We start from the raw sequence: 26,862 nt of genomic DNA, 5'->3' as shown, positions 1-26,862 counted from the left end.
GGATGCCGTCACACGCGCCACGCCGTTCTCCCTCCCATGTTGCCATGGCGAATCCTCTCGGCCTTCGCGAAGCGCGGGGTGTATCCGCGCTCTATTTCATCCTTTTCCTTGCGCAGGGAACGTTGGTCCCATTTTTGCCGCTGTGGCTCTCCGAAAAGGGACTGTCATCGGCCGAAGTCGCCCGGCTGGTTTCACTCTCGTTCCTACCGAAGCTGGTCGGGAACCCCATCGTTGCCGGCATTGCAGACAAGACCGGTGCCCTGCGCTCTCTGCTGCTGGTGCTTACCTGTACCGCCTTTGTGACTTTCCTGGCTTATCAGGCTGCACCGTCATTCTGCCTGATGCTCGTTCCTGCCGTGCTGTTTAACCTCGCCCTCTCGGCCATCTTTCCGTTAGCCGAACTGCTGGCCATCCACGTCGGCGCACGCACGTCAGGCAGCTACGGTTCGCTAAGGCTATGGGGTTCGCTTGGGTTCGCTGCCAGCACGCTTCTGGCCGGTGGGTTCGTGACTCAGTGGAGCGTTAACTGTATCCCGCTACTCGTCCTGCTCGCGCTTGCAATGGCCATCATGCTGGCGTGCAGGCTGCCTGCCTGCGTACGGACACCTACATCAGTCGGCCGCGCAATGATACGTCCATGGCGGGAGCTATTCGGGCACCACCGGTTCCTTTTGGTCTTGGGGGGTGCGGCACTGGTACAGGCAAGCAATGGCTATCTTTACTCCGGGTCAGGGCAGTTGTGGCGTCAGCAAGGCCACACCGCCATGGCAATTGGCGCCCTGTGGACCGTGGGCATTTTCGCAGAAGTCGTGTTCTTTGCAACCGCCGGCAGATTCGTCACGTCCTTGGGCAGTGTCAGAGTGCTCTGGGTGGCAGCCGCTATGACCACGGTGCGGTGGTTGCTGATGTCCACTACGGCATCGTTTCCGCTGCTCTGCCTTTGCCAGTTGCTGCAGGCGTTCACCATCGGGGCCAATGCCTCCGCGGTAATGGCTCATATTGGCACAGCGTCCCCCGATGGCTTCCATGCCCGTGCGATTGCCATCTACTTTGCACTCGGCATGGGAGTGTTCATTGCCTTAGCCGTCAACTTCGCCGAGTTCGCCGTCAGGAAATTCGGATGGAGCGGGTTCTGCGCAATGGGGGTATTCTCGGCGGCGGCCGTCATGATCCATACCACGGTTCTTTGCAAGAGGAGCGTATAGCATGGGGTACAAGACCATCTCATGGGCCAAGAACGTGCCAAAACGAATGAAGTGGATCGGCATTCTTCGCCATTTCACGTTCGGTTATCTTCTGCGCCTGGTGTTCGTGGCGCTCGAAGCGACTTGCCGGCATCGTGACAAGAATGTGCTGCTCTTTGTGCTGCCCTATGAAGAGTACGACGAGAACACGCGATATCTCTATGAGTACGCCGTGAAGCACCGCGGCACCGACCTAGAGCCAGTCCTGTTTGTCTATCACGAGGCACTGTATGCCCGGTTGAGAGGCCGCGTAGCCGGACGGGTCGTTGCTGCGCGATCGAAGGATGGCATGTCCGCATTTTTTGCGTCGCGGATCGCCTTCACGAGCCGGGGCGCGATGGTCAACGCCTTCTATCCGTACGTGTTCGTGGCGCCCTACAAGCGTTTCATCAACCTTTGGCATGGCATTCCGCTCAAGCGGATCGGATTTCTAGCACGGAACTCCTGGGAAAGCCTGATGCGGGCCGAAGTGCAACGGTACAGCGCAATGACGGTGTGTTCGGCGCCCGAGCAGTTCACCATGGCATTGTCCAATAACATGTCGCTGGATGACATCTGGATCACCAACACCCCGCGCAACGACCTGCTATTCCATACGCGTAGCACTGAAGTTGAGACATCGCGGCCAGGCGTGATCCTGTACGCGCCAACCTATCGCGATGGCCAGGCGGACACCGTGTTGTTCCCATTTGCGGATACGGATATCGACGCGCTTGCAGAGCTTCTGCGCGCCCATGATTTCAGGCTGGTCATACGCCGGCACGTGTTGGAGAAGCATGCTGCCTCGCAAATTGTCTCTGATGTCATCTCGTATGACGACCGTGACGACGTGCAGGGTGGCCTGGCAGGCAAGCTCTGTACCACGGACATCTTGGTGACTGACTACTCGTCGATCTATCTTGATTACCTCGCGCTGGACCGCCCGATCGTATTCCTGCCATATGACAAGCAAGCCTATGAAGGAAAGCGCGGCCTCATGTACGACTACGACGCCGTCACGCCTGGCATCAAGGCACACACGTTCGCCGAGTTCCTTACCGCGCTGCGTACGTACATGACGGACCCGCGGACCGACGCCACAGCACGGCGTGACGCGAGCCGCTTTTTTCATGCGCAGCAGGACGGCAAAGCTTGCCAGAGAGTCTTGACGCGTGCCATCGAGGCTTACGCTGGCGTGCGCCACGCGGGACAACCGATGGCGAGCGCCGGAGCGCAGCACGACACCAACTGAACGCGGCACCACCAGCGAGGGCCACATGACTACCTCTTCAGTACTGGTTGTGGGTGTTTTTGATCTATTTCACCGAGGTCACGTTGAACTGCTGCGCTGCGCTAGGTTTTTTGGCGATCGGCTTTTGGTCGTCGTCAACGGCGACGCGCTCACGGCCTCCTATAAGCGCGTGCCGATCATCAGCGAGCGGGACCGTCTGGAGATAGTGCGTGCCTGCCGCCATGTGGACGATGCCTGGATATCCAACAGCCGCGATATCAAGCCTTACATCGTGGCAAACGATGTCGGCGTAGTGGTGCATGGCGACGACTGGCCACATGCGTCCTATCTCGAGCAGGTTTGCGTGTCCGAAACTTTCGCCTTGCGTCACGGGGTAACATTCCAATACACGCCGTACTACCGTGGCGATAGCACGTCGGCGATCCTGGCACGCATCCGAGAGAGAGGCGATGATTGAATTGCAGAACGATCGCCGCCGTCCCTATGGCATGCTGGAGATTGTCGATGGGCGGGCGGCACTATATGAAGCGATCGAAGCCACAACGGGCGGCGGCGTGCGTAGCAGTGATGCCTGTACGGTGATGCTATCTGGGAATGGTCCCACGGGGGCGTTGGCGGCCTCCCTCTGCGAGGGATTGCACGGCATCATGCGAGGCGGGCTGCTCCACATGCAGGCCTGCGGCATGTATGTCCGCGATTGCGAGGCCCTTGCTGAACGTGTGATTGCCTGCAATGCCGGCCTACTAGTCGCCATCGGCGGCGGTCGGATCATTGACACCGCTAAAAGTATTTGCGCCCGGGCGGATGTCCGGCTTGTTGTCATACCAACCGCATTGTCTAGCGACGGCCTATGCTCGCCCATTTCGGTCCTGACCCAGCCGGGCGGCGGGAAAGTCCGGGAATCCGGCGCGGTACCGATTGCCGTGGTCATCGACACGGAGATCACCCGCCGCGCGCCGCTGCTGTTTGCGGTGTCCGGAATGTGCGATCTGCTTTCCAACGCCTCCGCACAACTTGACCTTGCCGACGGACATCGCCACGGCGCCAAGCGGATCGATGGGGTCGCCGCTGCGCTTGCAACGGCGGCATACCGGGCCGTCTGCGGGCTGCGCCCTGTGGACCTCTGCGCGCACGAGGGACAACGCTTGCTTGCGCAAGCGTTGTATCTCTCAGGCCGTGCCATGCATGTCGCCGGGAGCTCCACCCCTTGCAGCGGCGCCGAGCATACGATCAGCCACGCGATTGACGGACTCCTGGCAACTTCTCTGCCTCATGGGCTGCAGGTGGGCGTCTGCACCCTTTACTGCCACCATTTGCGGCTGCGCGCGGGGTACACCCCGCTGCCGCCCGAAGTCTACCGAAGTCTGCTGGGGCTCGGCGAATTTCTGAGCCAAGCCATACTAGAAGTGAAGGACCGTTTCGTCGAAGCCGTCCTCTCTTCACGAGGCACACGTCCGGACCGAACAGGCATCCTTGATCTCGTCAACGAACCCGGCGCTTTCGCGTCGGCTTTCGACGATACCGTGGCCGATCTGATCAAATCAGATTAAGAGCTCGGGCCGCCCGCACTGCGTCGTGCCGCCGGCTGACGCCCAGCTTGTTCATGACTTTCCTGACATGATGCATAACGCCATGCTCTGAAATGCCCAAGATTTGTGCAATTTCCCAGGTCGATTTTCCAGCGCCAATCCATAACAGACATTCTTTTTCCCGCTCGGTCAAAGACCGAATCGTTGGCCGCATGTCGGATCGATGGACTCGTCGCAGTGCCTCGTGAAGATGGAGAGACATGCGGATGCACATGGCGACTCGCGCTTCAATATAGTCTGTCAGATCTGCATCGGCGATTTCAGTACCGACAATCCAATAAATCAGCGACGCGTCGCCATTGCGCGAATGCACTGGGCAAGTAACTCCAGCAGCGATTCCAGCGGCTGTGGCAGCCCGCATCAGTTCGTTCAGCTTATTTTCCTGCGCCCCTCGTGTAAGCCACAGCCTAGGTACACTGTTCTCATACAGGCTGTCAGGCATATATCGAGGGTGGCAAGCCAGAATATTCCTGAATTGCTCGTCCAACGCCGGGGGTAGATTATTGAAAGAAATCCATGAATCGGCCGTGACCGCTCCCTTCAGCACAGTGCGAAGCAAAATATATCGAAAGCCTAAAAATTCAGATAAATGTCTGGAGAGGGAGGCTAATTCAGTGGCTTCCCTGCATTCATCGAGTCTGTCGATTACTTCCGCAGCGGACGGAAATCGGCTGGTCAACATGACAATAGGCATTCTTTGATGGATACTTCATCATATTCCATCGAATCCGTTCGCTTGTCATGATGCTGGCGTAAATTAAGGCGAAATTTGATTTCCTTCAAAATCAAGGATAGTCTGTGATGTATTAATTATTTCGAAATTCTGAATAAAATACCATGCAATTGGTGTGAGCTCATATGGAGCACGGCGATGCTTGTAAAGCTTAGGCAGACTGATACTGAAGTCAGCGGGGATCTTGTGGTTCTTGGTCTGATCTTTCACGACCCCCCATACGTCCCGTTGGCTGTGGTGTGGAACGCAATGGATACGCTCCCGGCAGTCGTGCCACTGGATGATTGTGAAATCGTTGATGCGAGGTTGCCTCCAGGCTGGACCATAGCGCACGTCCGAAGGGGCAACGTCGTACGATTGGCACCGCCGGATTTCCTTGAAGAAGGATTCTGGTCCTGCGTCCTAAACGGCGACGAAACTGCGGTCACGCGTTTCAACGCCATCGCCGAGGAATTGTTGCGTTTTCACGCCGTACATCACGTTTAACGTGATGTTGTAGAAGCCCGGGAGCGACAGCATGCTGTGTCGGCTCACACGTGCGGCCCTGGTGCATTGGGACAGCCAGCCTGCACGGGCTGCCAGCTGACGATGACGCAATGTAGCGATTTACCGGCAGGCTCCATGAGCATTGCAAGGGTCGGCTTTGGAGATTCAAGTGAACATACGGTTGCAACCAGCATGTGCGGCCGACCTGACGTGGTTTCTGCTCCTGCATGCAAACGACGTATTCGACAGAATGGATTGGGAAATCACATGGCTGTCAGCAATCCGTCATCGATGCTTTTTTCAAGCTAGCTGCTCGGCGCGCACGACCTAGGGGGTCCAGCAGCCGATCATCTCAGCAGGGGAAAATCCCGCTTGTTGACGTCGCCTACCCGGTAGAGAATGCTTGGCCAGCTAAGCTGGCGGATATCGCGTCTCCAGATCGGTTGACTGCTTTCACAAGACGCCTGCATCGGCGCCATAATCGTGACGTCCCGCCTCCATTTCGACCTAACCACCATCCAGCTCTTCATCGCCGTAGCCGACCAGGGCAGCATCACCCGCGGCGCCGAACGCGTCCACCTGGCCCCAGCCGCCGCTTCCCGCCGCATCCTCGAACTCGAATCCCAGCTCGGCGTCTCCCTGTTCGAGCGCCTGCCCCACGGCATGGCCTGTACCGAAGCCGGCCGCGCACTGCTCGCCCACGCCCGCGGCATTACCCACACCGTCCAGCGCATGCAGGATGACGCCGCGTCCTTCGTCGGCGGCGACCTCGGCGTGGTGCGCGTGGCCGCCCCAAAGTCCGCCGTCATCCAGTTCCTGCCGTTCGACATCCAGCGCTGCGCCACGGAATGTCCCGGTGTCCGGATCGACCTGCAGGAAATGAACAGCCAGGAAGTCCAGCAGTCGCTGCGCCGTGGCACCGTCGATATCGGTATCTATGAAGGCAGCCTCGGCGTGGTGGACCTGCCGACGGCGCCGTACCGGAGCGACCGGCTGGTGCTGGTGGTGGCGCGCGGCCATGCGCTGGCGAAGCGCAGGAAGGTGACGACGGAGGACGTGCTGGACTGCGACCTGATCGTGCTGGGCGAGAGTTCGGCGATTTCCGTGGGGCTGGAGCGGCTGGCGGAGGATGCGGGGCGGGTGTTGCGGATGCGCATGCGGGTGAGCGGGTTCGACAGTATCGCGGCGCTGGTGGCGCAGAACCTGGGCGGCGGGGTGATGCCGGAGGCGATCGCGCGCGAGGTGGCGGGGGGGAGCCGCTTCGTGCGGTTGCCGATCGCGGGGGAGTGGGCGGCGCGGCATTTTGTGCTGTGCCATCGGCCTCATGGGGTGCTGTCGTCGGCGGCGCTGAGCGTGCTGCAGGTGCTTGCGCAAAACGCGAAACCTGAATCCCGAAAATAGCGATAGCCCTGGGCCGGTGCATTGCGCAAGATGGACTCCAAACGATAGAGGAGACACGCAATGCAGCGCAGGCAATTTCTTCTGGCGGCCGCGGCCGGGCTGGCGGTGCCCGGCCTGGTGCGCGCGGCCAATGTGGCGGGGCCGGTTCGTATCGTGGTGGGCTTTGCCCCTGGCGGCGGCACGGACGTGCTGGCGCGGGTGATCGGGCAGAAGCTGGGCGTGATGTGGAACACCAGCGTGGTGGTGGAGAACAAGCCCGGCGCCACCGGCGCGATTGCCGCGGCCTATGTGGCCAAGCAGCCGCCTGACGGCACCACTCTGCTGATGGCGCATGTCAACAGCCATGCGATCGCGCCGGCGTTGCTGGACGTCAAGTACGACCCGCGCGCGGACTTCACGCCGATCTCGATGGTCGGGGTCACGCCCAATATGCTGACCTGCCGTCCGGAACAGAAGGTGCGCACGGTTTCGGACATCGTGGCGCTGTGCCGCAAGAACCCGGGCAAGATCTCGTTCGGCTCGTCGGGCATCGGCTCGGCGCAGCACCTGGCGCTGGAATTGTTCCGGATGCAGGCGAAGATCGACGTGGTCCACGTGCCGTACAAGGGCTCGGGCCCGCTGGTGGCGGACCTGCTCGGCGGCCAGATCGACTATGCCTTCGACACCATGACCGCGGCCACGCCGTTCGTCCAGCAGGGCAAGGTGATCGCGATCGCGCAGACGCGCCTGAAGCGCGCGGCCAGCCATCCAAACGTGCCGACACTGGCGGAGTCGGGCTTCCCGGGCCTGGACGCGGCGTCGTGGTACGGGCTGGTCGGCCCGAAGGGGATGCCGCCGGCGCTGGCGCAGCGCATGAACGAAGACGTCAACCGCGTGCTGGCGATGCCGGACGTGGCGGAGCGGCTGAAGAGCTTCGGCGCCGAGGACTCGGGCGGATCGAACCAGCAGTTCGCCGCCTACATCACCGCGGAATCGGCCAAATGGGCCAAGGTGATCAAGGACGCCGGCGTGAAGGCTGAAAGCTGATGGGCGACCGCCGACGCACCGATGCACGCAGCACCAACCATTTTCCCAGGATGCAACCGATGATGGATTCCCGCGACGCAAGCGCCGACACTACCCAAGCCAACGCTGCGCGCCTGCCGCTTGCCGGCGTGCGCGTGCTCGATGTCAGTCAGGTCATGGCCGGGCCTTACGCCTGCATGCTGCTGGCCGACCTGGGCGCCGACGTGATCAAGATCGAGCCGCCCGAGGGCGGCGACCAGACGCGCGGCTCGATGGGGTTCAAGATGAAGGGCCCGGACAGCATGGGTTTCCTCAACATGAACCGCAACAAGCGCAGCGTCACGCTGGACCTGAAGACCGAATCCGGCCGCGAGGTGCTGTACCGGCTGGCGGAAACCGCCGACATCCTGGTCGAGAACTATCGGCCCGGCGTGATGAAGCGCCTGGGCATCGACTACGAGACCCTCAGCCATATCAACCCGAAGCTGGTCTACTGCAGCATCTCGGGCTTCGGCCAGAGCGGGCCGTGGGCGACGCGGCCGGGTTTTGACCTGATGGCGCAGGCGATGTCGGGCGTGATGAGCGTGACGGGCTATCCGGGCGGCGCGCCGGTGAAGGCGGGCGTGCCGGTGGCCGATATCGGCTGCGCGCTGTTCGCGACCTACGGCATGCTGTCCGCCTATATCGGCGCGAAAGAGACCGGCAGGGGCCAGTATGTCGATGCGTCGCTGTTCGATTCGGCGCTGGCGTTCTCGGTGTGGGATACCTGCGAATACTGGGGCACCGGGCGCGAGCCCGAGCCGCTCGGCACCGCCAACCGCATGAGCGCCCCGTACCAGGCGATGAAGGCCGCCGATGGCTACTTCGTGATGGGCGCGACCAACCAGAAGCTGTGGCAGCTGCTGTGCAAGACGCTGGACCGGCCCGACCTGCTGGCGGACGAGCGCTTTGCCACGGTCGCGCTGCGCCTGGCCAACCGGCAGGCACTGATCGGCGCGCTGGAAGAGAGCTTTGGCAAGCACAGCGCCGACTACTGGATCGAGCAGCTGCTGGCAGTCGGCATCCCGGCCGGGCCGATCCTGACCTATCCCCAGGCGTTCGACAGCGAGCATGGCAGGCACCGCCAGATGCGCATCGAGATCGATCATCCGATCGAGGGCAAGGTGCCCAACATCGGCTTCGCGGTGAAGATGGGCGGCACGCCTCAGCAGGTACGGCGCCCGCCGCCGCTGCTGGGCCAGCACACCGGCGAGATCCTCGCCGAGCTGGGCATGTCGCAGGACGAACAGCAGTCGCTGGCCGCGGCCGGCGCGTTCGGCGCATGAGCGCCCCGCAGCAGGCGGCCGGCGAAGGCCGGGTCACGCTGACCAGGCAGGGCCGGATCGCGACCCTGACGTTCGACCGCCCGGCCGCGCGCAATGCGATGACGTGGGCGATGTACGGGCAGCTCGCCGAACACTGCCGCGTGCTGGCCGCGGAAGGCACTGCCGGCGCGCGCGTGGCGGTGCTGCGCGGCGCCGGCGGCGAGGCCTTTGTCGCGGGGACCGACATCGCGCAGTTCCGGCAGTTTTCCTGCGGCGACGACGGGGTCGCGTATGAAGCGCGCATCGACGAGGGCATCGCGCTGGTCGAGCAGCTGCCGATGCCTACGGTTGCGGTCATCGAAGGCTGGGCGGTGGGCGGCGGGCTGGCCATCGCCACCGCGTGCGACTTCCGGGTGGCAACGCCCGGGGCCCGCTTCGGCGTGCCGATCGCGAAGACGCTGGGCAATACGCTGTCGGCGCTGAACCTGGCCAAGCTGGGCGCGGCGTGGGGACTGCAGCCGGTGCGGCGCATGCTGTTGCTGGCGCAGGTGCTCGATGCCGATGCGGCGCTGGCCTGCGGTTTTCTTGAAGGCGTGCATGCACCGGAGGCGCTGGAAGCCGAAGTCGCCGCGCTGTGCGAGCGGCTTGGCGCACTGGCGCCGGTGACGCAGGCGGTCATCAAGGAGTCGTTGCGCCGCCAGACCGTGGCGGCGGTGGCCGATACCGATGACCTGGTGCGGCAGTGTTATGGCAGCGACGACTTCCGGGAAGGCGTGGAAGCCTTCGTTGGCAAGCGTCCGCCGGTGTGGAAGGGGCGTTGAATCCCCGGTTGGCCCGAGGCTATCGATAAAGGCCTCGGGCCACTTCGCTGGCCGGCACGGATCGGCTGCTCTTGCCGTTCGGCGGGCCGGCTACTTCACCGGCACCGAATAAACCACTCGCACAAACTTGGGCGCCGGCTGCCGGTCCACCACCACGCCGCCCATCGCTTCCGCAATCCGGCGGCTCTTCCAGTTCTGCTCGGCGGCCGGATATACAAAGCGCGCCGGCCGCAAGGTGGCCGTTGCCCACGCGGCCACGGCCAGCACCGCTTCCTTGCCATAGCCGTGCCCATGGGCGTCTTCGCGGATCCAGATGCCGAACTCCGGCGCCGGCGTGTCGGCATGATGCAGCCCGGCCAGGCCGAGGAAACAACCGTCGCTGGTCCGCCGGACCGTGAAGATGAATTCCGTTCCGTCTTCCATGGCCGGCAGCCATGCCTGCCATACCTCGCGAAACGCCTCGGGTGACGGGGATGGATCCCAGTCCATGTAGCGGGCTAGCGTGGGGGTGATGCAGGGCCACGCCTCGGCCGCGTCGTTTTCGGAGAACGGCGACAGGGTCAGGCGATCGGAATGGATCAGCGGGAAGCGGGCAGGCATGGCGAAGTAGCTGGGGCGGCCAGAAGTGAGCGCTGTTCAGCGGCAGTGTACGCCGACCAAGGCTTAGCCGCGCCTGGCCAGCCGACGCAGGACAACGGTTGACGATTTCCGAAGCTGCGTCAGGAGATCTTGCTTACAGAGTCGTCTTAATGCGACGACCTGCGCATAGCCTGACAATTCTCCAATTGCATCGCAGGGTGATTTGCGACATTGGTTGTCACTTGACAACCACAGGCCAACCCCCTAGCCTTGGAGAAATCGATGGCCCGTGCTCAACACCCCAAGAAGGAAATTGAAGGTGCCTCAAGACATGCCGAGTCTTGCGGCTGGCGCCTCGAGGCAGCGAAAGGCAGGGGCCATGCCTGGGGACGGATCTACTGTTCGCTCCATGACAGCGCATGCCGTGCTGGGGAATTCTGTGTCATCAGCATCTATTGCACACCCAGGAGCCCATCCAACCACGCCATTCGGATCCGCCAGATCGTGGACAACTGCTTGCATCGGCACGAAGTCGTGATATCGGTCGAACTGAAGGAGAAACCACCGCCATGGAATACGCGTTCACCTTGAGATACCAGTTGTCGGCGGATGACAGCGATCCCGACACGCTGGTCGAACGACTCTACGAAGCCGGATGCGACGATGCAACGGTGGGCACGGGCGTGGCGGGCCGGATTGCGCTGGCGTTCGACCGGGAAGCGGAATCTGCGGCCGACGCCATTGTCAGTGCGCTCACCGATGCCAGACGGACCATGCCGTCCGCCACGCTGATCGAAGCGGCACCGGACCTGGTTGGCCTGACGGACATTGCCGACACCCTCGGTATGTCGCGCCAGAACATGCGCAAGCTGATGCTCGGCCATCCGGCTTCCTTTCCCCCGCCGGTGCACGAAGGTGCAAGTGCCCTCTGGCATTTGTGGGAAGTGCTCTCGTGGATGAGCGACAAGGGTTACGAGATCGAGCCCTCGCTCAGGGACGTCGCTGCGGCCGCGATGCAGGTCAATCTGGCCAGGAGCGCCGGAAACATCGTCCCGGCGATGGAGCGACGGCTTCGCAAGCTGGTGGCCTGAGGCAGCGCGGGGGCAGGTACCGCGCCATGCCTTCGCGTTGTCAGGCGCCTGGCAGTTCAAGCAGCAGCGGCTGCGCCAGCCAGCGCTCTTCACAGTTGTTGCCATCGCCGCCGCGGTCCACCACGGCAAAGCATGAGGGCGCGTCCATGGCCAGCAGCATGTGGTGCCAGACACCGGCGCGGTAATTGACGCCTTGCCTGCCGTTGGTGATGAACGCCCGCACTGACCCGGCTTCCAGCGTGTCGCCGGGCGGCGCAACCACAATCAGGAAAGGGCGCTCCGAAAGCGGGATGAACGCCTGGCTGCCGAGCGGATGGCGCTCCAGCATGGCGATTTCCATCGGCAAGGCGTAGGGCCTGGCCTCGAACAGGTTGATCAGGGCACGGCCGCCGCCGAGTTCGACCGCGGCCAGGTCATGGTGGCGCGTGACCATGCCGCCGTTGATCGGAAAGGCGCCGGGATCGCCTGCGGGGCGGGTCTCGATGACATCGCCGAACGGCGCAAAGGCGACGGGGTTCAGCGGCTGCGGATGCAGGCGCATGCGGGCGCCTGCCATGCGCGCAAGCGTGGTTTCCATCAATAAGTCTCCAGATCTGGGAATCGCCGGCAAACGGCTGAGCGCCGCGCGAGCGATTCCGTGAATGGCTCAACTGGTCAGACCAGTTGAGCCGGATTCTGCAGCAAGTTACCGCGGAGCACAAGCGCCTCGTCAGCCGTCGTTTCGCCAATTCACCGCGCGTTCGGTCTTTTCCCCACATGACATCACCTTGACACCGGCAAGGTGCCTCCCTACCATTCGGCATCTACTGGTCAGACCGGTATGACGACGGACCGGCCGCGACCGGATTGCGTCGATGACTCGAACAACCAAGGAGACTTCCATGATTCCGACTGAAACCGCGCATGCCGGGCCGGATGGCATCGCCGTACCGCAGGCGCACGCCCAGGCCAGGGAGGACGCGGTGTACCGCAAGGTGGCCTGGCGGCTGCTGCCGTTCCTGATGCTGTGCTACGTGGTGGCCTACCTGGACCGGGTCAACGTGGGCTTCGCCAAGCTCAACATGCTGGCCGACCTGCAGTTCAGCGAGGCGGTCTACGGCCTGGGCGCGGGCTTGTTTTTTATCGGCTATTTCTTCTTCGAGGTGCCCAGCAATCTGCTGATGCACCGCATCGGCGCCAAGGCCACGATCTCGCGCATCATGATCCTGTGGAGCCTGATCTCCGCGGCGATGATGTTCGTGCAGACCAGCACGCAGTTCTACGTGCTGCGCTTCCTGCTGGGCGCGGCCGAGGCCGGCTTCTATCCGGGCATGATCCTGTACCTGACCTACTGGTTCCCATCGCACCGGCGCGCGCGCATGGTGGCGCTGTTCATGGCCGCGATCCCGATCTCGGGCATCTTCGGCGGGCCGCTGTCGGGTTGGGTGATGGAAGCCATGCATGGCGTCAACGGCCTGCGCGGCTGGCAGTGGATGTTCGTGATCGAGGCGGTGCCGTCGCTGCTGGTGGGCGTGGCGGTGCTCTGGTACCTGGACAACAACATCCAGTCCGCGCGCTGGCTGACGGCGGACGAGAAGGCGCTGCTCGAGCGCAATATCGCCGCGGAGAATGCGCACAAGAGCGCGCACATGTCGCTGCGCCACGTGGTGACGGATCCGCGCGTGCTGAAAATGACGATGATCTGCTTCTGCACGGTGATGGGCCAGTACGGGCTGACGTTCTGGCTGCCCACGCTGATCAAGCAGACCGGTGTGAAAAGCGTGCTGGATGTGGGCTTGCTGACCGCGATCCCGTTCGGCGTGGCAGTGTGTTCGATGATCCTGGTCAGCCGCAGCTCGGACCGCATGCGCGAACGCCGCTGGCACCTGATCGTGCCATTCTGCTGCGCGGCCACGGGCCTCGTGCTGAGCGCCGTGTTCAGCCACAACACCGCGTTGTCGCTTGCCGCGCTGGCGCTGGCAGCCGGCGGCAGCCTGGCCACGTCGCCGCTGTTCTGGAGCCTGCCCACTTCGATCCTGTCGGGCGTCGGCGCCGCGGCGGGCATTGCGCTGATCAACTCGTTCGCCAACCTGGCCGGCTTTATCAGCCCGTACATGATCGGGCTGATCAAGGATGCCACCCAGAGTACCGATGCCGCGATGTTCGTGCTGGCGGCGGTGCTGCTGTGCGGCGCGCTGCTGACATACTCGGTGCCTGCCAAACTGGTCAACAAGTAAGGGGCGGGGCGGGCGGTTTGTCGGCTAGAATTTCCGGCAGCCGGCCCAGCGCTCTGGCATTCCGTTAAGCGTCCCTTTACTGGTTTTCCCCGCACGTATGACAGGATCTTCCGCCTCCGTCGCCAACCAGGCCGTCAGCCTTATCCAGCAATGGGTGCGCGACGGCACGTTCCCCGCGGGCACGCTGCTGCCGGCGCAACGGGAACTGGCGGCGAAGGTCGGCATCAGCCGCGCGTCATTGCGCGAGGCGATTTCAACCTTGCAGGGCATGGGCGTGGTGGTGTCGCGCCCGGGCAAGGGCGTCTATGTGACCGCCACCGGCGACAGCGCCGCGGCCACGCCGCCGTGGCGCTTTGCCGCCACGCATTCGCTGATCGATATCTACCAGCTGCGCTTTGCGCTGGAAGGCCTGACCGCGCGGCTGGCCGCGCTGGCTATTTCCTCCGCCGAGATCGAGCAGCTGCGCCAGAACGCGGCCACGATGCAGCAGGCGATCGAGGCCGATGCCTATGACGAGGCGTCGCAGCTGGATTATGAGTTCCACACCCTGATCGTCACGGTGTCGGGCAACCAGGTCATCCGCGAGATCCTGCGCGAAAGCGCCGAGGTAATGCGCGAGAGCCAGCGCCTGCCGTACTACCGGCGCGGCGCGCGCAACGCCACCTTCACCGAACACAGCGCCATCATCGAGGCGCTGGCCGCGCGCCAGCCGGAGCAGGCGCAGCGCGCAATGGAGCGCCACATCATGCTGGCGGCACGCCGGGCCGGCGTGCATTTCCCCACCGGCGACGAAAAGGAAGAGTGAGCTCAGCTGCGAACGGACGCCGTCCCCGCCGGCCGTCTCAATCCAGCCGGATATTGTTTTCCTTGATCACATTGCCCCAATACGCCTGGTCGGCACGGGTCGTCGCCGCGAAGGCCGCCGGCTGCGTGGTCTTGACGATCAGGCCCAGATCGCCCAGCCGCTGGCGGATGTCGGGCGCGGCCATCACCGTTTCGACGTCGGCCGAGATCTTGTCGATGATGGCCTGCGGAGTGCCGGCGGTGGTGAACAGGCCCAGCCACGCCGGGCCGTCCAGGCCCTTGTAGCCGAGTTCCTGGAAGGTGGGCACGTCGGGCAGCATCGGTGCGCGGGTGTTGCCGGTCACCGCCAGCGGCTGCAGCTTGCCGGTGCGCGCATGCTGGCGCACCGTCATCGGCGACAGCGTCCCCAGCGAGATCTGGCCGCCGATCAGGTCGGTGGCGATGGGCGCTTCGCCCTTGTACGGCACGTGGACCAGCTCGGCGCCGGCATTCTTGAGGAACACCTGCATGTAGAGGTGGGCGCCGGTGCCGATGCCATAGGTGCCATAGGAAAACTTGTCCGGCTGGGACTTGGCCAGGGCCACCATTTGCGGCAGCGTGCGCGGCATGGTGCTGCTGGCGGTCAGCACCAGGCTGGAGGTGCACAGCTGGCCGATCGCGGTCAGGTCGCGCAGCGGGTCGAACGGCGGCTTGGCCACCATGTAGGGCGTCTGCACCAGGCTGGGCAGGCCGAGCAGCAGCGTGTAGCCGTCCGGCTGCGCCTTGGCGACCACGTCGGCGCCGATCATGCCGCCCACGCCGGGCCGGTTCTCGACGATCACCGGGCGCTGCCACAGCTTGCCCAGCGGGTCGCCCAGCGCGCGCGCCAGCACGTCGGTGGCGCCGCCGGGCGGGTAGGGCACGACCAGCCGCACCGGACGCGCCGGCCAGGCCTGCTGGGCCCGGGCCGGGCCGATTCCCAGGGTTGAAGCGGCGGCGGCCAGGGATCCGGCTCCCAGCCAGTGCAGGGCCTTGCGGCGGTCGGCTTGCATGGTGTTTCCTCCAGTGGTTGACGTCGTGTCGGCATGCGGCCCTGGGGTCAGTGCGCCATGGCCACGGCAACGCGCAGCGTACGAGGCCGCGATGCGTCGCGGCATCGGCGGGATGGACGAAAACGGTGGGGAGTACTTACCCGGATCGGGTATGCGCAGGGGCAGGCTGCAGCGCTGCAATCCGAACCGCGGCATCGCTTATGATGGCGCCGCCGCTGCCGGCGTGTTCAGTCAGTCCGGTCCGTGCGGCGCTTGATCCATTTCCTGCTTGAACCCTCATGGCCCGCCTCAAACTAGACCTGCCCGCCGACCAGCTTTGCTACGCAACGCACCTCACTGTGCGCGTGACGGACATCAATTCGGCCAACCACCTTGCCAATGATTCGATGATCTCAATGATTTCGGAGGCGCGGGCGCGGTTCCTGTTCGAATTCGGCAGCGAGGATGTGCGCGAGGAAGGCGTCGGCATCATCGTCACCGACCTGGCGACGATGTACCGCAACGAGGCCCATGCGCGCGACCAGCTGCTGTTCGAGGTGGGCGTGATGGACTTCAACAAGTACGGTGGCGACATCATCTTCCGCATCACGCGGCCGGCCGATGGCGCGCTGATCGCGATGGCCAAGTCGGGCTTTGTCTTCTTCGACTACGTGGCCAAGCGGGTGGTGGCGATGCCGTCGGGATTCGCCGGGCGCTTCCCGAAGGTGAACTGGGTGGAATAACCGCGGGCGTGGCGCGGTCCGCTAATCGCTGACCGCGCCACGTTATTGCGAGGGTGCGGCTCAGGCCTTGCGCTCGCCGCCAAGCGCCTCGGTCAGGTCGACCAGCAGGCCGGACAGCTCGCCCGCCATCATGGTGAAGTCCGCGTCGAAGCGCTCGTCTTCATCGTGCGCGGTGCCGTCGGCCTGTTCCTTGATCACGTCGAGCGGCGCCAGCTTCTTGACCACCAGTCCGTCGGTCAGCACGAACGAGACGCGGTCGTTCCAGGTCATCGCCAGGCGCGTGCAGCGCTTGCCGGCGGCGATATGGCGGCGCAGGTCTTCGGGGTCGAGCGGGTGGCGCACGTAGCGGACCGTGGCCTTGCTCTCCGCCCCGGACTGCAGCTCGATTTCCTGGTCGACGGTAAAGCCGGCGGGCGCCGCATCGCCGGCCAGCCATTCGGTCATGGCGGCCACCGGCGACTGGTTGACGTGCAGGTTGATCAGCGGCAGCGGGTCCAGCGCCTTGAACAGCATGCCGCGCACTTCATCGGCCTTGGCCGCGGCGGCGGCATCGATGGCAAGCCAGCCGTTGTCAGGATCGATCCACACGCGTGTGTCGCGGCGGATGCTGAAGGCGCGCGGCAGCAGCTCTTCGGTGACCTGCTCCTTCAGTTCCTTCATTTGCTTGCGGCCCGGCTTGTAGCCTTGCTGCTCTTCGATCTCGGCGGCGCGGGCGCGCGTGACCTGGTTGACCACGGTGGTGGGCAGCAGCTTCTTTTCGGTGCGCAGCGTCAGCAGCATCTGGCGGCCGACGGTATGGACCAGCTGGCCGTTGTCACGGGGCGAGGCCCAGCCCTGCGTCTGCATCTCGAGGCTGGTGCCGGGAAAGAAGGCGTGCTTCGCCAGGCTGGCTTCGACCTCGTCGGCGCTGGGCGACCACGGGGCGGAGAAACGATGGACCTGCAGATTCTTGAACCACATGGGAATTCGGCCAAAGGGACGAATTCTATCCGCTCGCGGCGCCCGGCCGCGAAAAAGTGGGCCGCCGCACGGCACACCGGCCGCGCGGCGGATGACCGCCAGCCCCGCTTTACAGGTCGAGCCTGGTGATCTTGCTGCCTTCGAAGCTCAGGCCCGCCATCAGGCCGGCATTGGTCAGCACGAAGCCGACGATGGGCTGCTGGGCGGTGTTGGTGTCGAGCACGCCGTTTGCGCCAATCGTGGCCAGCGCGACGGTGGCATCCACGCCCGCGGTCCAGCCGCTGCTGCGCACGAACTTGTCGTAGGCGTCCTGCGTCATGAACATCAGGATTATGGCCTTGGACTGCGCACCGATCTGCCAGCCGACCGAGCCGGAGACCAGCCGGTAATAGCCGCGCGTGCCGCCACCCGAGCGCAGCGCGCCGTCGCCATACTCGCCGCCGACGATAAAGCCCGCCGACAGGGTCTTCGGGAACACCAGGATGCCGCGCGCGCGGCTGCCCAGCTCGCGCGAACCGTTGACCGAGCTGTACAGGCGCGACAGCGTGGCGTCCGCGCCGGAATCCAGTTCGCGCCGGCGCGCGGCCTTGTCGGCTGGCGCGTCGGGCTTGGTGGTGGTGCACGCGCCGGTGGCCAGCGTGCCGAGGGCCAGACCCGCGCTGGCCGAAAGGAAGGTTCGACGTTTCATCTCGTCTCCTTTGTGTTGTTGTCGCCTTTGAAGCATAGGCGCCGAAATCACCCGGGCAAATGATTCAGGCCAACGAGTCGTTTCCATTTGTGACGAAGGTGGTGCAGGACGACCGTTCGCGGCAAGAATAATGGGCCTTGCGCCCGATACGTCCCATGGCTGGCTTATGGCTGCCATGTGACCGCCGCTGCGCCGTCACCGCATCTTGATTAGTCATGAAGAAACTTCTCACTGCCTTGCCGCTGCTTGTGCTGGCCGCCTGCGCCTCCCAGCCTCCGGGGGCTTCCACTGACGCCGCGGCATCGGCCACGGCGGCCGACACCGGCAGCGAATGGCAGGCGCTGCGCGCCAAATACATGGATTGCACGCAGAAGAAGGCCAACGACAACCTGTCGGCCAAAGGCCAGTCCAAGGACGTGGCTGACCTGGCTCTGTCCGCATGCCAGCCGGAACTGGACGCGATGCACCAGTCGTTCCGCAGCTATCTCGACTCACAGATGTCGTCGTCGCACGGCAAGAGCAGCGCGCGCCAGGCGGCGGCGCGCGTCACCGCCGACACCCGCGACAAGGCGCGCAATTACCTGGTGCGCTACGTCGAGCGCGAGCGCTACCTGGCCCGCCAGAACTGACCGCGGCCGGTCGCCGGCTCAGAGCATTTCCAGCGGCCCCGGGGCGTCGGGCGGCGGGAAGATGCGGTCGATCTCGGCCAGCTGCGCCGGCGACAGCGTTTTCGACAGGGCCTCCAGGTTTTCCTGCAGGCGCTCGCGCCGGCTGGTCTTGGGGATGGCGATGACGCCGTCCTGCGCCAGCAGCCAGCTCAGCGCCGCCTGTGCCGCGGTCATGCCGTGGTCGCGCGCAAAGCGCTTCAGCCCGGGATGCGCCAGCAGGCGCGACTGCTCGATCGGGGAATAGGCCATCACCGGCACGCCGCGCTGGCGCAGCCAGGGCAGCAGGTCCCACTCGATGCCGCGCCGCCCCAGGTTGTACAGCAGCTGGTTGGTGGCCACCCGGCTGCCGCCCGGCGCGTCCCACAATTCCTGCATATCGGACAGGTCCAGGTTGCTGACGCCCCAGTGGCGGATCTTGCCGTCGCGCTGCAGCGCCTCCATGGCTTGCACGGTCTCTTCCAGCGGCACGCCGCCGCGCCAGTGCAGCAGGTACAAGTCGATGCGGTCGGTGCGCAGCCGCTTCAGGCTGCGCTCGCAGGCCTGCACGGTGCCGCGCCGGCTGGCGTTGAACGGGTAGACCTTGCTGACCAGGAAGGCCTGGTCGCGCCGGCCGGCGATGGCCTCGCCGATCATGTCCTCGGACTGGCCTTCGCCGTACATCTCGGCGGTATCGATCAGGCGCAGGCCCAGGTCCAGCCCCAGGCGCAGCGTGGCAATTTCTTCCGCGCGCGCGGCGGGCGACTCGCCCATATTCCATGTGCCCATGCCGAGCGCCGGGATGCGCTCGCCGTCGGGCAGGGTGACTTGCTTCATCGCTTGGCTTCCAGGTTGGCCGGGCTCGGGCGCCCGGCGGCACCCAACCACACTAGTTAACAACACCGGCAATGTACAACCCGCGCGCGCCGGGAATGCTTCAAACCAGTCCGGTCAGAAAATACAGCGCGATGACGAAGAACACCGCGCCGGTCTTGATCAGCGTGACCGCGAAGATATCGCGGTAGGACTCGCGGTGGGTCAGGCCGGTCACCGCCAGCAGCGTGATCACGGCGCCGTTGTGCGGCAGGGTGTCCATGCCGCCGCTGGCCATCGACACCACGCGGTGCAGCACTTCCAGCGGAATCTGCATGGCCTGCGCGCCCGCGATGAAGGTCTGCGACATCGCCGCCAGCGCAATGCTCATGCCACCCGAGGCCGAGCCGGTGATGCCGGCCAGCGTGCTGACCGAGACCGCGGCATTGACCAGCGGGTTGGGGATGGCGCGCAGCGCATCGCTGACCAACAGGAAACCGGGCAGCGCGGCGATAACACCACCGAAGCCGTATTCCGACGCGGTGTTCATCGACGCCAGCAGCGCGCCGCCGACGGCGCCCTTGGTACCCTCGGCAAAGCGCTCGCGCAGGGCGCCGAAGGCGGTCACCAGCACCACGGCGATGCCCAGCAGCAGCGCGCCTTCCACTGCCCAGATCGCGGTGACGCTGGCGATCTTGGTTTCGACCGGTTTGGCAAGGCCGGGCAGCGCCACGCTATTGGTTTCGCCGTACCACAGCGGGATCATCCGCGTCAGCCAGAAGTTGGCCACGCCCACCAACACCAGCGGCAGCAGCGCCAGCAGCGGGTGCGGCAGCTTGCCGGCCTGGCTGCGCTCGGGCTCGTTGCGCAGGTTGGTGCCATAGCCTTCGCCGCGCGCGGCGGCGCCGCGCCGGCGCCATTCCAGGTAGCTCAGGCCCACCACCAGGATAAACAGCGAGCCGGCGACGCCCAGCACCGGCGCAGCCCACGAGGTGGTGTTGAAGAAGTTGGTGGGGATGATGTTCTGGATCTGTGGTGTGCCCGGCAGCGAATCCATCGTGAACGAGAACGCGCCCAGCGCGATCGCGCCCGGCATCAGCCGCTTCGCGATGTTGCTCTGGCGATACAACTCGGCGGCGAACGGGTAGACCGCGAACACCACCACGAACAGCGAAACGCCGCCGTAGGTCAGCAGCGCGCACACCGTGACGATCACCGCATTGGCGCGCGTTCGTCCGATATAGCGGATCGCCGCGGCGACGATGGACTCGGAAAAGCCCGACAGTTCGACCACCTTGCCGAACACCGCGCCTAATAAGAAGACAGGGAAATACAGCTTCACGAAGCCGACCATCTTCTCCATGAAGATGCCGGTGAACACCGGCGCCACCGCCGACGGGTCGGTCAGCAGCACCGCCGCCAGCGCGGCGATCGGTGCGAACAGGATCACGCTGTAGCCGCGGTAAGCGGCGAACGTCAGGAAGGCAAGGGCTGCCAGTACGATCAGGAACGACATCGGATCTCCTTCAGGGTTGCCTTCTCCTGAGGTGCGGTCCGTTGCCGCGCGGGGGCCTGCGCTTGTGGCGCGTTGTCTCTTTCTGTGCGTCAGGAAAAGGGATCAGCCGGCGACTGTGCCACAGCTTGGCCGGCGGCGAAACCTCGCGGCGCGCCGCCGGCCGCGGCGATGGCAGTGGCGGCGGCCGGCATGAAGGAGCTGGTCACGTTCACCGGTGCTGGTGGCGATACTCCTGCGTGCGCCCGCCGTAGCCATAGGCCGCGGCGCGGGCGTCGATCACATGGACGTAAGAGACCGGATGGAGGTTGCCGAGCAGGCCCGACATGGTCTCGAACACGGCCGCGATGAACTGGGATTTTTCCGCCTTGGTGTTGGTTTCATCGGTCACGCTGATGTCCAGGTGGAAGGCGTTGCGGCCCTGCTCGGACAGCGGCGTGTCGGCGATGATCCAGCTGTCGTGCGGGATGTACTGGACCGTCACGGCGATGACATCGCGCTGCTTGCCGAGCACGCGCTCGGTCAGGTCGGCGATAGCCCTGGCGCTGCGGCGGGTGAGGTCGGCATCGGGTTGGCCGGACAGGTGCAGGACGATGTGGGGCATGGCGGGCTCCTTGGGTTTGAGCGGGGGTGGTGAAGCCATGGTAGGGTGTGGTGTGGTATCGGAAAAGCGGGAATAACCGATACCATCCATCGGATCTGCCGAAATCATTCCAACCCTGCCCGGAGGCTTGCCGTGCGTGGCTTCGACACCGACCAGTTGCGCACCTTCGTGACGGTTGCCGACAGCGGCAGCATGTCGGCCGCGGCGCCCCGGCTGTTCCTGTCGCAGTCGTCGGTCAGCGAGCAGCTGCGCAAGCTGGAAGAGCGCGCCGGCGTGCCGCTGCTGACGCGCGGCCGCCACGGCGCGCAGCCGACACCGGCCGGGCAGCGGCTGCTGGCGCACGCGCGGCGCATCCTGGACCTGAACGAACTGGCCTTGCAGGAGTTGCGTGGCCACGCGCTGGAAGGCGAGTTGCGCCTGGCGGTGACCGACTATTTCCGCCCCGGCGAGATTGCCGGCATGCTGCGGCGCCTGCGCGAGCGCTATCCGTACCTGCGCCTGCACGTGACGGTGATGAAGAGCGCGGCGATCGATGCCGCCGCCGAGCGCGACACCTTCGACATCGGCCTCAGCATGCGCCTGCCCGGCACGCGCGGGCCGGCCGCGCGCGGCACGGTGCTGCGGCGCGAGCCCCTCGCCTGGGTCGCCGCACCGGCCGAGGCCGACAGCCTGCCTGCGACCCTGCCGCTGGTGCTGCTGCCCGATACCTGCTCCCTGCACCAGTACGTGGTGCAGCGGCTGCTACGCAAGCGGGTGCCGTTCGAGATCGCGCACTCCGCGTCCGGCGTGGCGGGGCTGCACCTGGCGCTGGCGGCGGGGCTGGGCGTGTCGTGCCTGAACGCGTCGGCGATCGGGCCGGGCGTCGCGCCGCTCGACGCCGCCACCGTCGCGCGGCTAGGGCTGCCGCGGCTGCCGGAAGCGGAGTTCTTCCTGCTGCCAGCGCGGCGCGGGGAGTCGGCCTTCATTGCGCAAGCGCGCGAGGCGCTGGCAGCACAACTGGCCTAGCGGGGCCGCTCCCAGTCAGAAAAGATCACAAATCGGCCGACACCACTGCGTGCGGTTGTGGTGAAAGCAACATATCGGGATTGGGAATAGGAATAATTCGCAATCTCGTTGACCATGACAATCCCGTAATCGATAATTCGCGGGCTTTTTCAAGTTATTACAGTCGATTACAGGCCATGAGAATAAAACTTCACCCGATATGTGCCGCGGTGGCGGGGAGCTTCGTTTTTCAACCAATGCTGGTGTGGGCACAGTCCGCACCGGCGACGCCGGCGCAGTTGCCGGAGGTCACCGTCAAGGCGGACGTCAGCCGTGAGCTGGGCGCAGGCTACAACCCGCCCAATGCGGTCAGCGCGACCAAGACCGAGGCGCCGCTGCGCGACGTGCCGCAAACCGTCAACGTGGTCACCGCCGAGGTCATGCGCGACCAGCACGCCACCTCGATGCAGGACGCGCTGAAGAACGTGCCGGGCGTGTCGTTCTCGCACGGCGACGGCCAGCGCGACCAGGTCTCGATCCGCGGCTTCACCGCCATCGCCGACCAGTTTGTCGACGGCATCCGCGACGACGCGCTGTACTTCCGCGACATGTCCAACGTCGACCGCGTCGAGGTCATCAAGGGACCGGCCGCGGTGCTGTACGGGCGTGGCTCGTCGGGTGGCCTGATCAACCGCGTGACCAAGAAGCCGGGCATCGACGTCACCGACTTCGCGCTCAGCTACGGCATGTGGGCCGACCGCCGTGCCGAGGCTGACGTCGGCCGCGTGTTCGGGGACGGCGCCGCGGCGTTCCGCGTCACCGGTGCGGTGCAGAAGGCCAACAGCTACCGCTCGCAGCAGTTCCTGGACCGCGCGGCGATCGCGCCGTCGCTGGAGCTGCGCGTCGCGCCCGAGACCACCGTGCTGTTCCAGGCCGACTACCTGGAAGACCGCCGCGTGACCGACTTCGGCATCCCGGCGTACCGCGGGCGGCCGGTGGACGTGCCCGCGTCCACTTACTATGGCGCGGCGAACGCCCGCGACGCGGACTACTCCCAATCTCGCGTGTACTCGGGCACGGCCACAATCAACCACCGCTTCAATGAAAGCTGGTCGATCCGGAATGCCACTCGCTACTACCATTACTCGCTCGACCGAAACAACACGTTGCCTTCTGGCCCGGTCAACGAGGTCGCTCAGACTGTGGTGCTGAACCGCTCGAACGTCTATCGGGAGGAGCATGGTTGGTTCAACCAGACTGACCTCACTCAGAAGGCGACAATTTTCGGAACTCAGCATGAGTTGCTGTACGGCATGGAAATTGGGCAGCAGAACAAGGATCTGGTGAGCTATTCCAAGAATGGCGTGGCTACCGTTAATTTGTTCAACCCTGTCCTACCTACGCTTCCCCTGCTCATCGGCGGCACGCCGGCCACGAGCAACCTCGCAGCTGTCAAGACACTGGCGTTCTACGCGCAGGACATGATCAAGTTGACTGAGCAGTGGAAAGCACTGGTCGGTCTGCGGTATGACAACTTCCAACAGGATACGAATCAACGCCTGGCGGGGCAGAGGGACCTGTCGCGCACCGACAATGCGTGGAGCCCACGTGCTGGCCTGGTGTGGCAACCGTCCAAGGCGCAGTCGTATTACGTTTCATGGAGCAAGTCCTTCCAGCCCTCGGGGGAAACCTTTGCCCTCGCGAATAACAATGCTGATCTGGCGCCCGAGACTACCAACAACACCGAAGTGGGCGCCAAGTACGACTGGCTGAACGGCAAGGCCAGCACCACGATCTCGCTGTTCCGCCTGGAGCGCAGCAATATCAAGGTCGCCAACGCCACCAATACGGCGCTGCTGCCGATCGGCGAACAGCGCACCGACGGCGTGGAACTCTCCGGCGCGGCCGAGCTGGGTAGCGGCTGGCGCATGCTGGCTGGCTACGCCTATCTGGATGCCACCATCACTAAGTCCAGCGCCGCGCTGCAAGGCAAGCGCGCCACCATCACGCCGCGCCACTCCGGCAACCTGTGGGTGACCAAGGACCTGGGCCACGGCTTCGGTGTCGGCCTCGGCGCTAACCTGGTCGGTGCGCGCTATGCCGACCCGCAGAACACCGTGACCCTGCCCGGCTATGTCACCGCCGACGCGATGGCCTGGTACCGTCGCGGCGCCTTCGAGGCCCAGCTAAACGTGTACAACCTGTTCGACAAGGGCTACATCGTCTCGGCGCACGGCACCAACGCCAACCTGAACATGCCGGGCGCTCCGCGCAGCGTCATGGCCACCCTGCGCTACCGCATGTAAAGCGCAGCATCGGGGACAAAAAGAAACCGGGCGGTTCATCACCGCCCGGTTTTTTTTTTGCCTGCTGTTTCTTCACCAGGGAGGCAGGCAACGGCATGCCCCGGAGAAACCCTGAGTCCCGGCAGCGATCAGTGCTCGCGCTCCCAGGTCTGGGTGCGTCCAATCAGGCTGATGCCGATGAAGCCGCGCACGTTGAGCTTGTTGCCATCCTCGGTGAGCGACATCTTGCTCTTGTAGACCTTGCCGTTCTCGGGGTCCAGGATTTCGCCGCCGCTCCACTCGTTGTCGCCGGTCTTGCGCAGGCCGGACAGGATGGTCATGCCGATCAGCGGCTGGTCCTTGCGTGCGTCGGTGCACTTGTCGCACACCCGCGGCTTGCCGTCGCTGTCGACGAAGCTCTTGAGCAGGCGCCCGCTGTAGACGCCGTTCTTCTCGGTGATCTCCACCAGCCCGCGCGGCTTGCCGGTGTTGTCGTCGATGGTCTTCCACGTGCCGGTGGGCGTGGCCTGCGCCAGCGCCGCGGCGCTGCCGAGCAGGGTGGCGGCAAGCACCGCGGCGCGCATGGTGCAGGCGATGAGGGAAGGGCTGCGCATGATGTCTCCTTTGAGGTCCGTAGCCACGCCAATCTACTGGCGCAGCCGCCGCGCCGCAATCCGGCGCGGACCGGCGCGCGCCCTTCCGCGGCGCTTGTTCGTTTCCCGCCAGCCCGCACGCAGCGGGCGTTTGCGGGTTTTTGTGGCGCAGCAAAACGCGCCTGCGCATAGCCGCTGAAGCAATCCTCTAAGCGGACGTACGACGCACCGCGCGGCACCTTGCCGCGACCTTCGCGACGGCGCGAACGCATCCGCAAAGCGCGGCGCGCGTGCGCCGGATCGATCGGCACGACGCGACCTCACTGGAGCGATTGCCGGAGTGTTGCCGCGATGCTTCGCTGTCGTCGCGGCTTGGCTCGAGCGCAACGCTTCGATGCCGCCGCCATGTCCTTGCGATGCCTTCGCGATGTTGCGTCGATGCAAACCGTTGCGTGCACGCATCACTCGCGCGCGCGCTCGGCGATGGTGTCGCACAGCGACCGACGCCGGTGTCGCCGAGCATCGAGCGCGGCGCGGCACGTGCGTGCCGGGTCGAGTGTGTAAAGCATGCAGAGCGCGCGCGGGTGTTTGCGTCTCGCACGTGTCGAAGCGTGCCGCCGCAGAGCTCGGCGCGCGCCGCTCGCGCCTTGGTGCATCGCCCGCAAAGCCTTTGTCCATGCGGCTTTTCGGAAAGTGCGAGGACACGCGGTAGCGCTGTTCATGGTGGTCGCGCGCATGCTGCGCGGCTTGTCATCGCTACGCGCGACGGTGTGTAAAAGCTGCGGCGCGCGCAGTCAGCGAAGGACATCGCGCAGCGTGCGCGAGCGCGCGTAGCGGGTCTCGACACGGGCATGCGCGCGACGCGTTTCGATGTCGTCGGCAACGTCTTCGTGACGAGGCGCGCGAGAACTAGTTGGAGCGATGCATGCAGGCAAGTTTTTTTGCACTTTTTTCTTAACATCATCGTGCAAACGAATTATGATTCGCCTTGACAAGAGTCTCACTTCATTGCAGCGAAGCAGGAAGCAAGATGGAACCGAAAAGCGCGATGCGCGCTTCGATGCAATGACGAAGGTAGTAGCTGAGGAGCACGAGAACTTTGACGCAGACTAGGCCCGACCGGCTTCATAAAACGCGTGCAGTCTCCCTTGGTCCATTAACGGGTTGGACCCGCTACCACCGAATGAATGCCGCCTGCCGTGCGCGAGGCCAAGCCCGCACCGCAGGCATGCTGTCCGATATCTCCTCATTTCTGGCCGCGCGCCGGCTCAACGGGCGGTGCGGGCTGATCGAATATTCCAGGGCGCGGCATGTGCCCGAGACCCGCTTGCGGGCTCGCGCCGGCCGCCAAGTCACCGCCATGGGCGGTGCCCCTGCAACCGAATTCATTAGCGTGCAGCAGTGGTCGGGCCGCACGCCGATGAATCGCTCGCTCGACTGGGGTCGCGCTGCTGCGGCGCGCCTCGGGTCGGTCGGGTCGCCAACTTAGGTCATTCGATATTCACTCTCTAGTGAAGGAGT

At 64.7% G+C, this 26,862-nt stretch carries 26 protein-coding genes; 16 read left to right on the top strand and 10 right to left on the bottom strand.

Annotated elements, in window-relative coordinates:
- Positions 1 to 44: 44 nt before the first annotated feature.
- The 4 genes from MKD50_RS22655 to MKD50_RS22640 are packed head-to-tail and all read left to right on the top strand — an operon-like array spanning position 45 to position 4,025.
- Positions 45 to 1,205, top strand: a complete 1,161-nt coding sequence (locus MKD50_RS22655; RefSeq protein ID WP_252668742.1) for an MFS transporter — start codon at positions 45 to 47, stop codon at positions 1,203 to 1,205.
- Between the two features lies 1 nt (position 1,206).
- The gene (locus tag MKD50_RS22650) at positions 1,207 to 2,475 is read left to right on the top strand and encodes a CDP-glycerol glycerophosphotransferase family protein (protein ID WP_252668741.1); all 1,269 of its coding nucleotides are present in this window, start codon (positions 1,207 to 1,209) and stop codon (positions 2,473 to 2,475) included.
- A 25-nt stretch (positions 2,476 to 2,500) separates the two neighbouring features.
- On the top strand, positions 2,501 to 2,932 hold the full coding sequence (locus MKD50_RS22645) for an FAD synthase family protein (protein WP_252668740.1): 432 nt from the start codon (positions 2,501 to 2,503) through the stop codon (positions 2,930 to 2,932).
- A complete protein-coding gene (locus tag MKD50_RS22640) occupies positions 2,925 to 4,025 on the top strand; it encodes an iron-containing alcohol dehydrogenase (RefSeq protein ID WP_252668739.1) in 1,101 nt (366 codons plus the stop codon). The genes MKD50_RS22645 and MKD50_RS22640 overlap by 8 nt, the downstream gene beginning before the upstream one ends.
- Here the strand turns inward: MKD50_RS22640 and MKD50_RS22635 are convergent.
- Entirely contained in the window at positions 4,012 to 4,746 is a 735-nt protein-coding gene (locus tag MKD50_RS22635; RefSeq protein WP_252668738.1) for a response regulator transcription factor, read from the bottom strand. The genes MKD50_RS22640 and MKD50_RS22635 overlap by 14 nt on opposite strands.
- 1,020 nt (positions 4,747 to 5,766) lie before the next feature.
- Between MKD50_RS22635 and MKD50_RS22630 the strand changes: the two genes are divergently transcribed.
- From MKD50_RS22630 to MKD50_RS22615, 4 genes are read left to right on the top strand one after another with little or no spacing between them, the layout of a single operon-like run.
- Entirely contained in the window at positions 5,767 to 6,684 is a 918-nt protein-coding gene (locus MKD50_RS22630) for a LysR family transcriptional regulator (protein WP_252668736.1), read from the top strand.
- Positions 6,685 to 6,744: 60 nt separating this feature from the next.
- Entirely contained in the window at positions 6,745 to 7,710 is a 966-nt protein-coding gene (locus tag MKD50_RS22625; RefSeq protein ID WP_115704809.1) for a Bug family tripartite tricarboxylate transporter substrate binding protein, read from the top strand.
- 59 nt (positions 7,711 to 7,769) lie between these two features.
- Positions 7,770 to 9,014: a CaiB/BaiF CoA transferase family protein gene (locus MKD50_RS22620; protein WP_252668733.1), complete on the top strand. Its 1,245-nt coding sequence runs from the start codon at positions 7,770 to 7,772 to the stop codon at positions 9,012 to 9,014.
- Positions 9,011 to 9,814 carry an enoyl-CoA hydratase/isomerase family protein gene (locus tag MKD50_RS22615; protein ID WP_252668732.1) on the top strand — a complete coding sequence of 268 codons (804 nt, stop codon included), beginning with the start codon at positions 9,011 to 9,013 and terminating at the stop codon, positions 9,812 to 9,814. Before MKD50_RS22620 ends, MKD50_RS22615 begins: the two co-directional genes overlap by 4 nt.
- A gap of 90 nt (positions 9,815 to 9,904) precedes the next feature.
- Here MKD50_RS22615 and MKD50_RS22610 read toward each other — a convergent pair whose 3' ends face one another.
- Positions 9,905 to 10,414 (bottom strand): GNAT family N-acetyltransferase, encoded by a 510-nt coding sequence (locus tag MKD50_RS22610; RefSeq protein WP_115704806.1) that lies wholly within the window; start codon positions 10,412 to 10,414, stop codon positions 9,905 to 9,907.
- Between the two features lie 548 nt (positions 10,415 to 10,962).
- Here MKD50_RS22610 and MKD50_RS22600 point away from each other — a divergent pair.
- On the top strand, positions 10,963 to 11,484 hold the full coding sequence (locus MKD50_RS22600) for a helix-turn-helix transcriptional regulator (RefSeq protein WP_252668730.1): 522 nt from the start codon (positions 10,963 to 10,965) through the stop codon (positions 11,482 to 11,484).
- 40 nt (positions 11,485 to 11,524) lie between these two features.
- Here MKD50_RS22600 and MKD50_RS22595 read toward each other — a convergent pair whose 3' ends face one another.
- Positions 11,525 to 12,061, bottom strand: a complete 537-nt coding sequence (locus MKD50_RS22595; RefSeq protein WP_252668729.1) for an ureidoglycolate lyase — start codon at positions 12,059 to 12,061, stop codon at positions 11,525 to 11,527.
- 304 nt (positions 12,062 to 12,365) lie between these two features.
- On the opposite strand from MKD50_RS22595, the gene MKD50_RS22590 reads away from it, so the two are divergent.
- Both MKD50_RS22590 and MKD50_RS22585 read left to right on the top strand, forming a co-directional pair.
- Positions 12,366 to 13,700 (top strand): MFS transporter, encoded by a 1,335-nt coding sequence (locus MKD50_RS22590; RefSeq protein ID WP_252668728.1) that lies wholly within the window; start codon positions 12,366 to 12,368, stop codon positions 13,698 to 13,700.
- A gap of 97 nt (positions 13,701 to 13,797) precedes the next feature.
- A complete protein-coding gene (locus MKD50_RS22585) occupies positions 13,798 to 14,505 on the top strand; it encodes a FadR/GntR family transcriptional regulator (RefSeq protein ID WP_252668727.1) in 708 nt (235 codons plus the stop codon).
- A gap of 37 nt (positions 14,506 to 14,542) precedes the next feature.
- Here MKD50_RS22585 and MKD50_RS22580 read toward each other — a convergent pair whose 3' ends face one another.
- Positions 14,543 to 15,535, bottom strand: coding sequence for a Bug family tripartite tricarboxylate transporter substrate binding protein (locus tag MKD50_RS22580; RefSeq protein ID WP_252668726.1), 993 nt, complete (start codon positions 15,533 to 15,535; stop codon positions 14,543 to 14,545).
- Positions 15,536 to 15,813: 278 nt separating this feature from the next.
- Between MKD50_RS22580 and MKD50_RS22575 the strand changes: the two genes are divergently transcribed.
- Entirely contained in the window at positions 15,814 to 16,257 is a 444-nt protein-coding gene (locus MKD50_RS22575; protein WP_252668724.1) for a thioesterase family protein, read from the top strand.
- A 60-nt stretch (positions 16,258 to 16,317) separates the two neighbouring features.
- On the opposite strand, the gene MKD50_RS22570 is transcribed toward MKD50_RS22575, so the two are convergent.
- Positions 16,318 to 17,217: a recombination-associated protein RdgC gene (locus MKD50_RS22570; protein WP_115681499.1), complete on the bottom strand. Its 900-nt coding sequence runs from the start codon at positions 17,215 to 17,217 to the stop codon at positions 16,318 to 16,320.
- A gap of 109 nt (positions 17,218 to 17,326) precedes the next feature.
- Entirely contained in the window at positions 17,327 to 17,905 is a 579-nt protein-coding gene (locus tag MKD50_RS22565; protein ID WP_115704794.1) for a BPSL1445 family SYLF domain-containing lipoprotein, read from the bottom strand.
- Positions 17,906 to 18,120: 215 nt separating this feature from the next.
- Here MKD50_RS22565 and MKD50_RS22560 point away from each other — a divergent pair, with 215 nt between their 5' ends.
- Positions 18,121 to 18,534, top strand: coding sequence for a hypothetical protein (locus MKD50_RS22560; protein WP_115704792.1), 414 nt, complete (start codon positions 18,121 to 18,123; stop codon positions 18,532 to 18,534).
- An 18-nt stretch (positions 18,535 to 18,552) separates the two neighbouring features.
- Here the strand turns inward: MKD50_RS22560 and MKD50_RS22555 are convergent, their stop codons facing one another.
- From MKD50_RS22555 to MKD50_RS22545, 3 genes are all read right to left on the bottom strand, one after another.
- Positions 18,553 to 19,386, bottom strand: coding sequence for an aldo/keto reductase (locus MKD50_RS22555; protein ID WP_252668722.1), 834 nt, complete (start codon positions 19,384 to 19,386; stop codon positions 18,553 to 18,555).
- 100 nt (positions 19,387 to 19,486) lie between these two features.
- The gene (locus tag MKD50_RS22550; protein ID WP_252668720.1) at positions 19,487 to 20,878 is read right to left on the bottom strand and encodes a GntP family permease; all 1,392 of its coding nucleotides are present in this window, start codon (positions 20,876 to 20,878) and stop codon (positions 19,487 to 19,489) included.
- A 208-nt stretch (positions 20,879 to 21,086) separates the two neighbouring features.
- Positions 21,087 to 21,479: a tautomerase family protein gene (locus MKD50_RS22545; protein WP_115704787.1), complete on the bottom strand. Its 393-nt coding sequence runs from the start codon at positions 21,477 to 21,479 to the stop codon at positions 21,087 to 21,089.
- Between the two features lie 132 nt (positions 21,480 to 21,611).
- Between MKD50_RS22545 and MKD50_RS22540 the strand changes: the two genes are divergently transcribed.
- Together MKD50_RS22540 and MKD50_RS22535 are read left to right on the top strand one after the other, a co-directional pair.
- Positions 21,612 to 22,484: a LysR family transcriptional regulator gene (locus tag MKD50_RS22540; RefSeq protein WP_252668718.1), complete on the top strand. Its 873-nt coding sequence runs from the start codon at positions 21,612 to 21,614 to the stop codon at positions 22,482 to 22,484.
- Positions 22,485 to 22,660: 176 nt separating this feature from the next.
- Entirely contained in the window at positions 22,661 to 24,769 is a 2,109-nt protein-coding gene (locus tag MKD50_RS22535; protein WP_252668716.1) for a TonB-dependent receptor, read from the top strand.
- 128 nt (positions 24,770 to 24,897) lie between these two features.
- On the opposite strand, the gene MKD50_RS22530 is transcribed toward MKD50_RS22535, so the two are convergent.
- Positions 24,898 to 25,362: a DUF2147 domain-containing protein gene (locus MKD50_RS22530; protein ID WP_115704781.1), complete on the bottom strand. Its 465-nt coding sequence runs from the start codon at positions 25,360 to 25,362 to the stop codon at positions 24,898 to 24,900.
- Positions 25,363 to 26,569: 1,207 nt separating this feature from the next.
- Between MKD50_RS22530 and MKD50_RS22525 the strand changes: the two genes are divergently transcribed.
- Positions 26,570 to 26,830, top strand: a complete 261-nt coding sequence (locus tag MKD50_RS22525; RefSeq protein ID WP_240072619.1) for a hypothetical protein — start codon at positions 26,570 to 26,572, stop codon at positions 26,828 to 26,830.
- The last annotated feature ends 32 nt before the right edge of the window (positions 26,831 to 26,862 follow it).

This window comes from Cupriavidus mimosae (assembly GCF_023952485.1).
GTDB lineage: Bacteria > Pseudomonadota > Gammaproteobacteria > Burkholderiales > Burkholderiaceae > Cupriavidus > Cupriavidus taiwanensis_C.
The sequence above is the reverse complement of the archived record's forward strand: the minus strand, read 5'-3'. Positions and strand labels throughout refer to the sequence as shown.

Excerpts from the sequence above, each read along its gene's own strand:
- MKD50_RS22650 (WP_252668741.1), top strand. The coding sequence starts at position 1,207 with ATGGGGTACAAGACCATCTCATGGGCCAAGAACGTGCCAAAACGAATG.
- MKD50_RS22570 (WP_115681499.1), bottom strand. The coding sequence starts at position 17,217 with ATGTGGTTCAAGAATCTGCAGGTCCATCGTTTCTCCGCCCCGTGGTCG.
- MKD50_RS22640 (WP_252668739.1), top strand. The coding sequence starts at position 2,925 with ATGATTGAATTGCAGAACGATCGCCGCCGTCCCTATGGCATGCTGGAG.
- MKD50_RS22635 (WP_252668738.1), bottom strand. The coding sequence starts at position 4,746 with ATGTTGACCAGCCGATTTCCGTCCGCTGCGGAAGTAATCGACAGACTC.
- MKD50_RS22600 (WP_252668730.1), top strand. The coding sequence starts at position 10,963 with ATGGAATACGCGTTCACCTTGAGATACCAGTTGTCGGCGGATGACAGC.
- MKD50_RS22585 (WP_252668727.1), top strand. The coding sequence starts at position 13,798 with ATGACAGGATCTTCCGCCTCCGTCGCCAACCAGGCCGTCAGCCTTATC.
- MKD50_RS22590 (WP_252668728.1), top strand. The coding sequence starts at position 12,366 with ATGATTCCGACTGAAACCGCGCATGCCGGGCCGGATGGCATCGCCGTA.
- MKD50_RS22625 (WP_115704809.1), top strand. The coding sequence starts at position 6,745 with ATGCAGCGCAGGCAATTTCTTCTGGCGGCCGCGGCCGGGCTGGCGGTG.
- MKD50_RS22575 (WP_252668724.1), top strand. The coding sequence starts at position 15,814 with ATGGCCCGCCTCAAACTAGACCTGCCCGCCGACCAGCTTTGCTACGCA.
- MKD50_RS22615 (WP_252668732.1), top strand. The coding sequence starts at position 9,011 with ATGAGCGCCCCGCAGCAGGCGGCCGGCGAAGGCCGGGTCACGCTGACC.
- MKD50_RS22545 (WP_115704787.1), bottom strand. The coding sequence starts at position 21,479 with ATGCCCCACATCGTCCTGCACCTGTCCGGCCAACCCGATGCCGACCTC.
- MKD50_RS22610 (WP_115704806.1), bottom strand. The coding sequence starts at position 10,414 with ATGCCTGCCCGCTTCCCGCTGATCCATTCCGATCGCCTGACCCTGTCG.
- MKD50_RS22560 (WP_115704792.1), top strand. The coding sequence starts at position 18,121 with ATGAAGAAACTTCTCACTGCCTTGCCGCTGCTTGTGCTGGCCGCCTGC.
- MKD50_RS22535 (WP_252668716.1), top strand. The coding sequence starts at position 22,661 with ATGAGAATAAAACTTCACCCGATATGTGCCGCGGTGGCGGGGAGCTTC.
- MKD50_RS22555 (WP_252668722.1), bottom strand. The coding sequence starts at position 19,386 with ATGAAGCAAGTCACCCTGCCCGACGGCGAGCGCATCCCGGCGCTCGGC.
- MKD50_RS22645 (WP_252668740.1), top strand. The coding sequence starts at position 2,501 with ATGACTACCTCTTCAGTACTGGTTGTGGGTGTTTTTGATCTATTTCAC.
- MKD50_RS22550 (WP_252668720.1), bottom strand. The coding sequence starts at position 20,878 with ATGTCGTTCCTGATCGTACTGGCAGCCCTTGCCTTCCTGACGTTCGCC.
- MKD50_RS22655 (WP_252668742.1), top strand. The coding sequence starts at position 45 with ATGGCGAATCCTCTCGGCCTTCGCGAAGCGCGGGGTGTATCCGCGCTC.
- MKD50_RS22525 (WP_240072619.1), top strand. The coding sequence starts at position 26,570 with ATGCTGTCCGATATCTCCTCATTTCTGGCCGCGCGCCGGCTCAACGGG.
- MKD50_RS22580 (WP_252668726.1), bottom strand. The coding sequence starts at position 15,535 with ATGCAAGCCGACCGCCGCAAGGCCCTGCACTGGCTGGGAGCCGGATCC.
- MKD50_RS22565 (WP_115704794.1), bottom strand. The coding sequence starts at position 17,905 with ATGAAACGTCGAACCTTCCTTTCGGCCAGCGCGGGTCTGGCCCTCGGC.
- MKD50_RS22595 (WP_252668729.1), bottom strand. The coding sequence starts at position 12,061 with ATGGAAACCACGCTTGCGCGCATGGCAGGCGCCCGCATGCGCCTGCAT.
- MKD50_RS22530 (WP_115704781.1), bottom strand. The coding sequence starts at position 25,362 with ATGCGCAGCCCTTCCCTCATCGCCTGCACCATGCGCGCCGCGGTGCTT.
- MKD50_RS22620 (WP_252668733.1), top strand. The coding sequence starts at position 7,770 with ATGATGGATTCCCGCGACGCAAGCGCCGACACTACCCAAGCCAACGCT.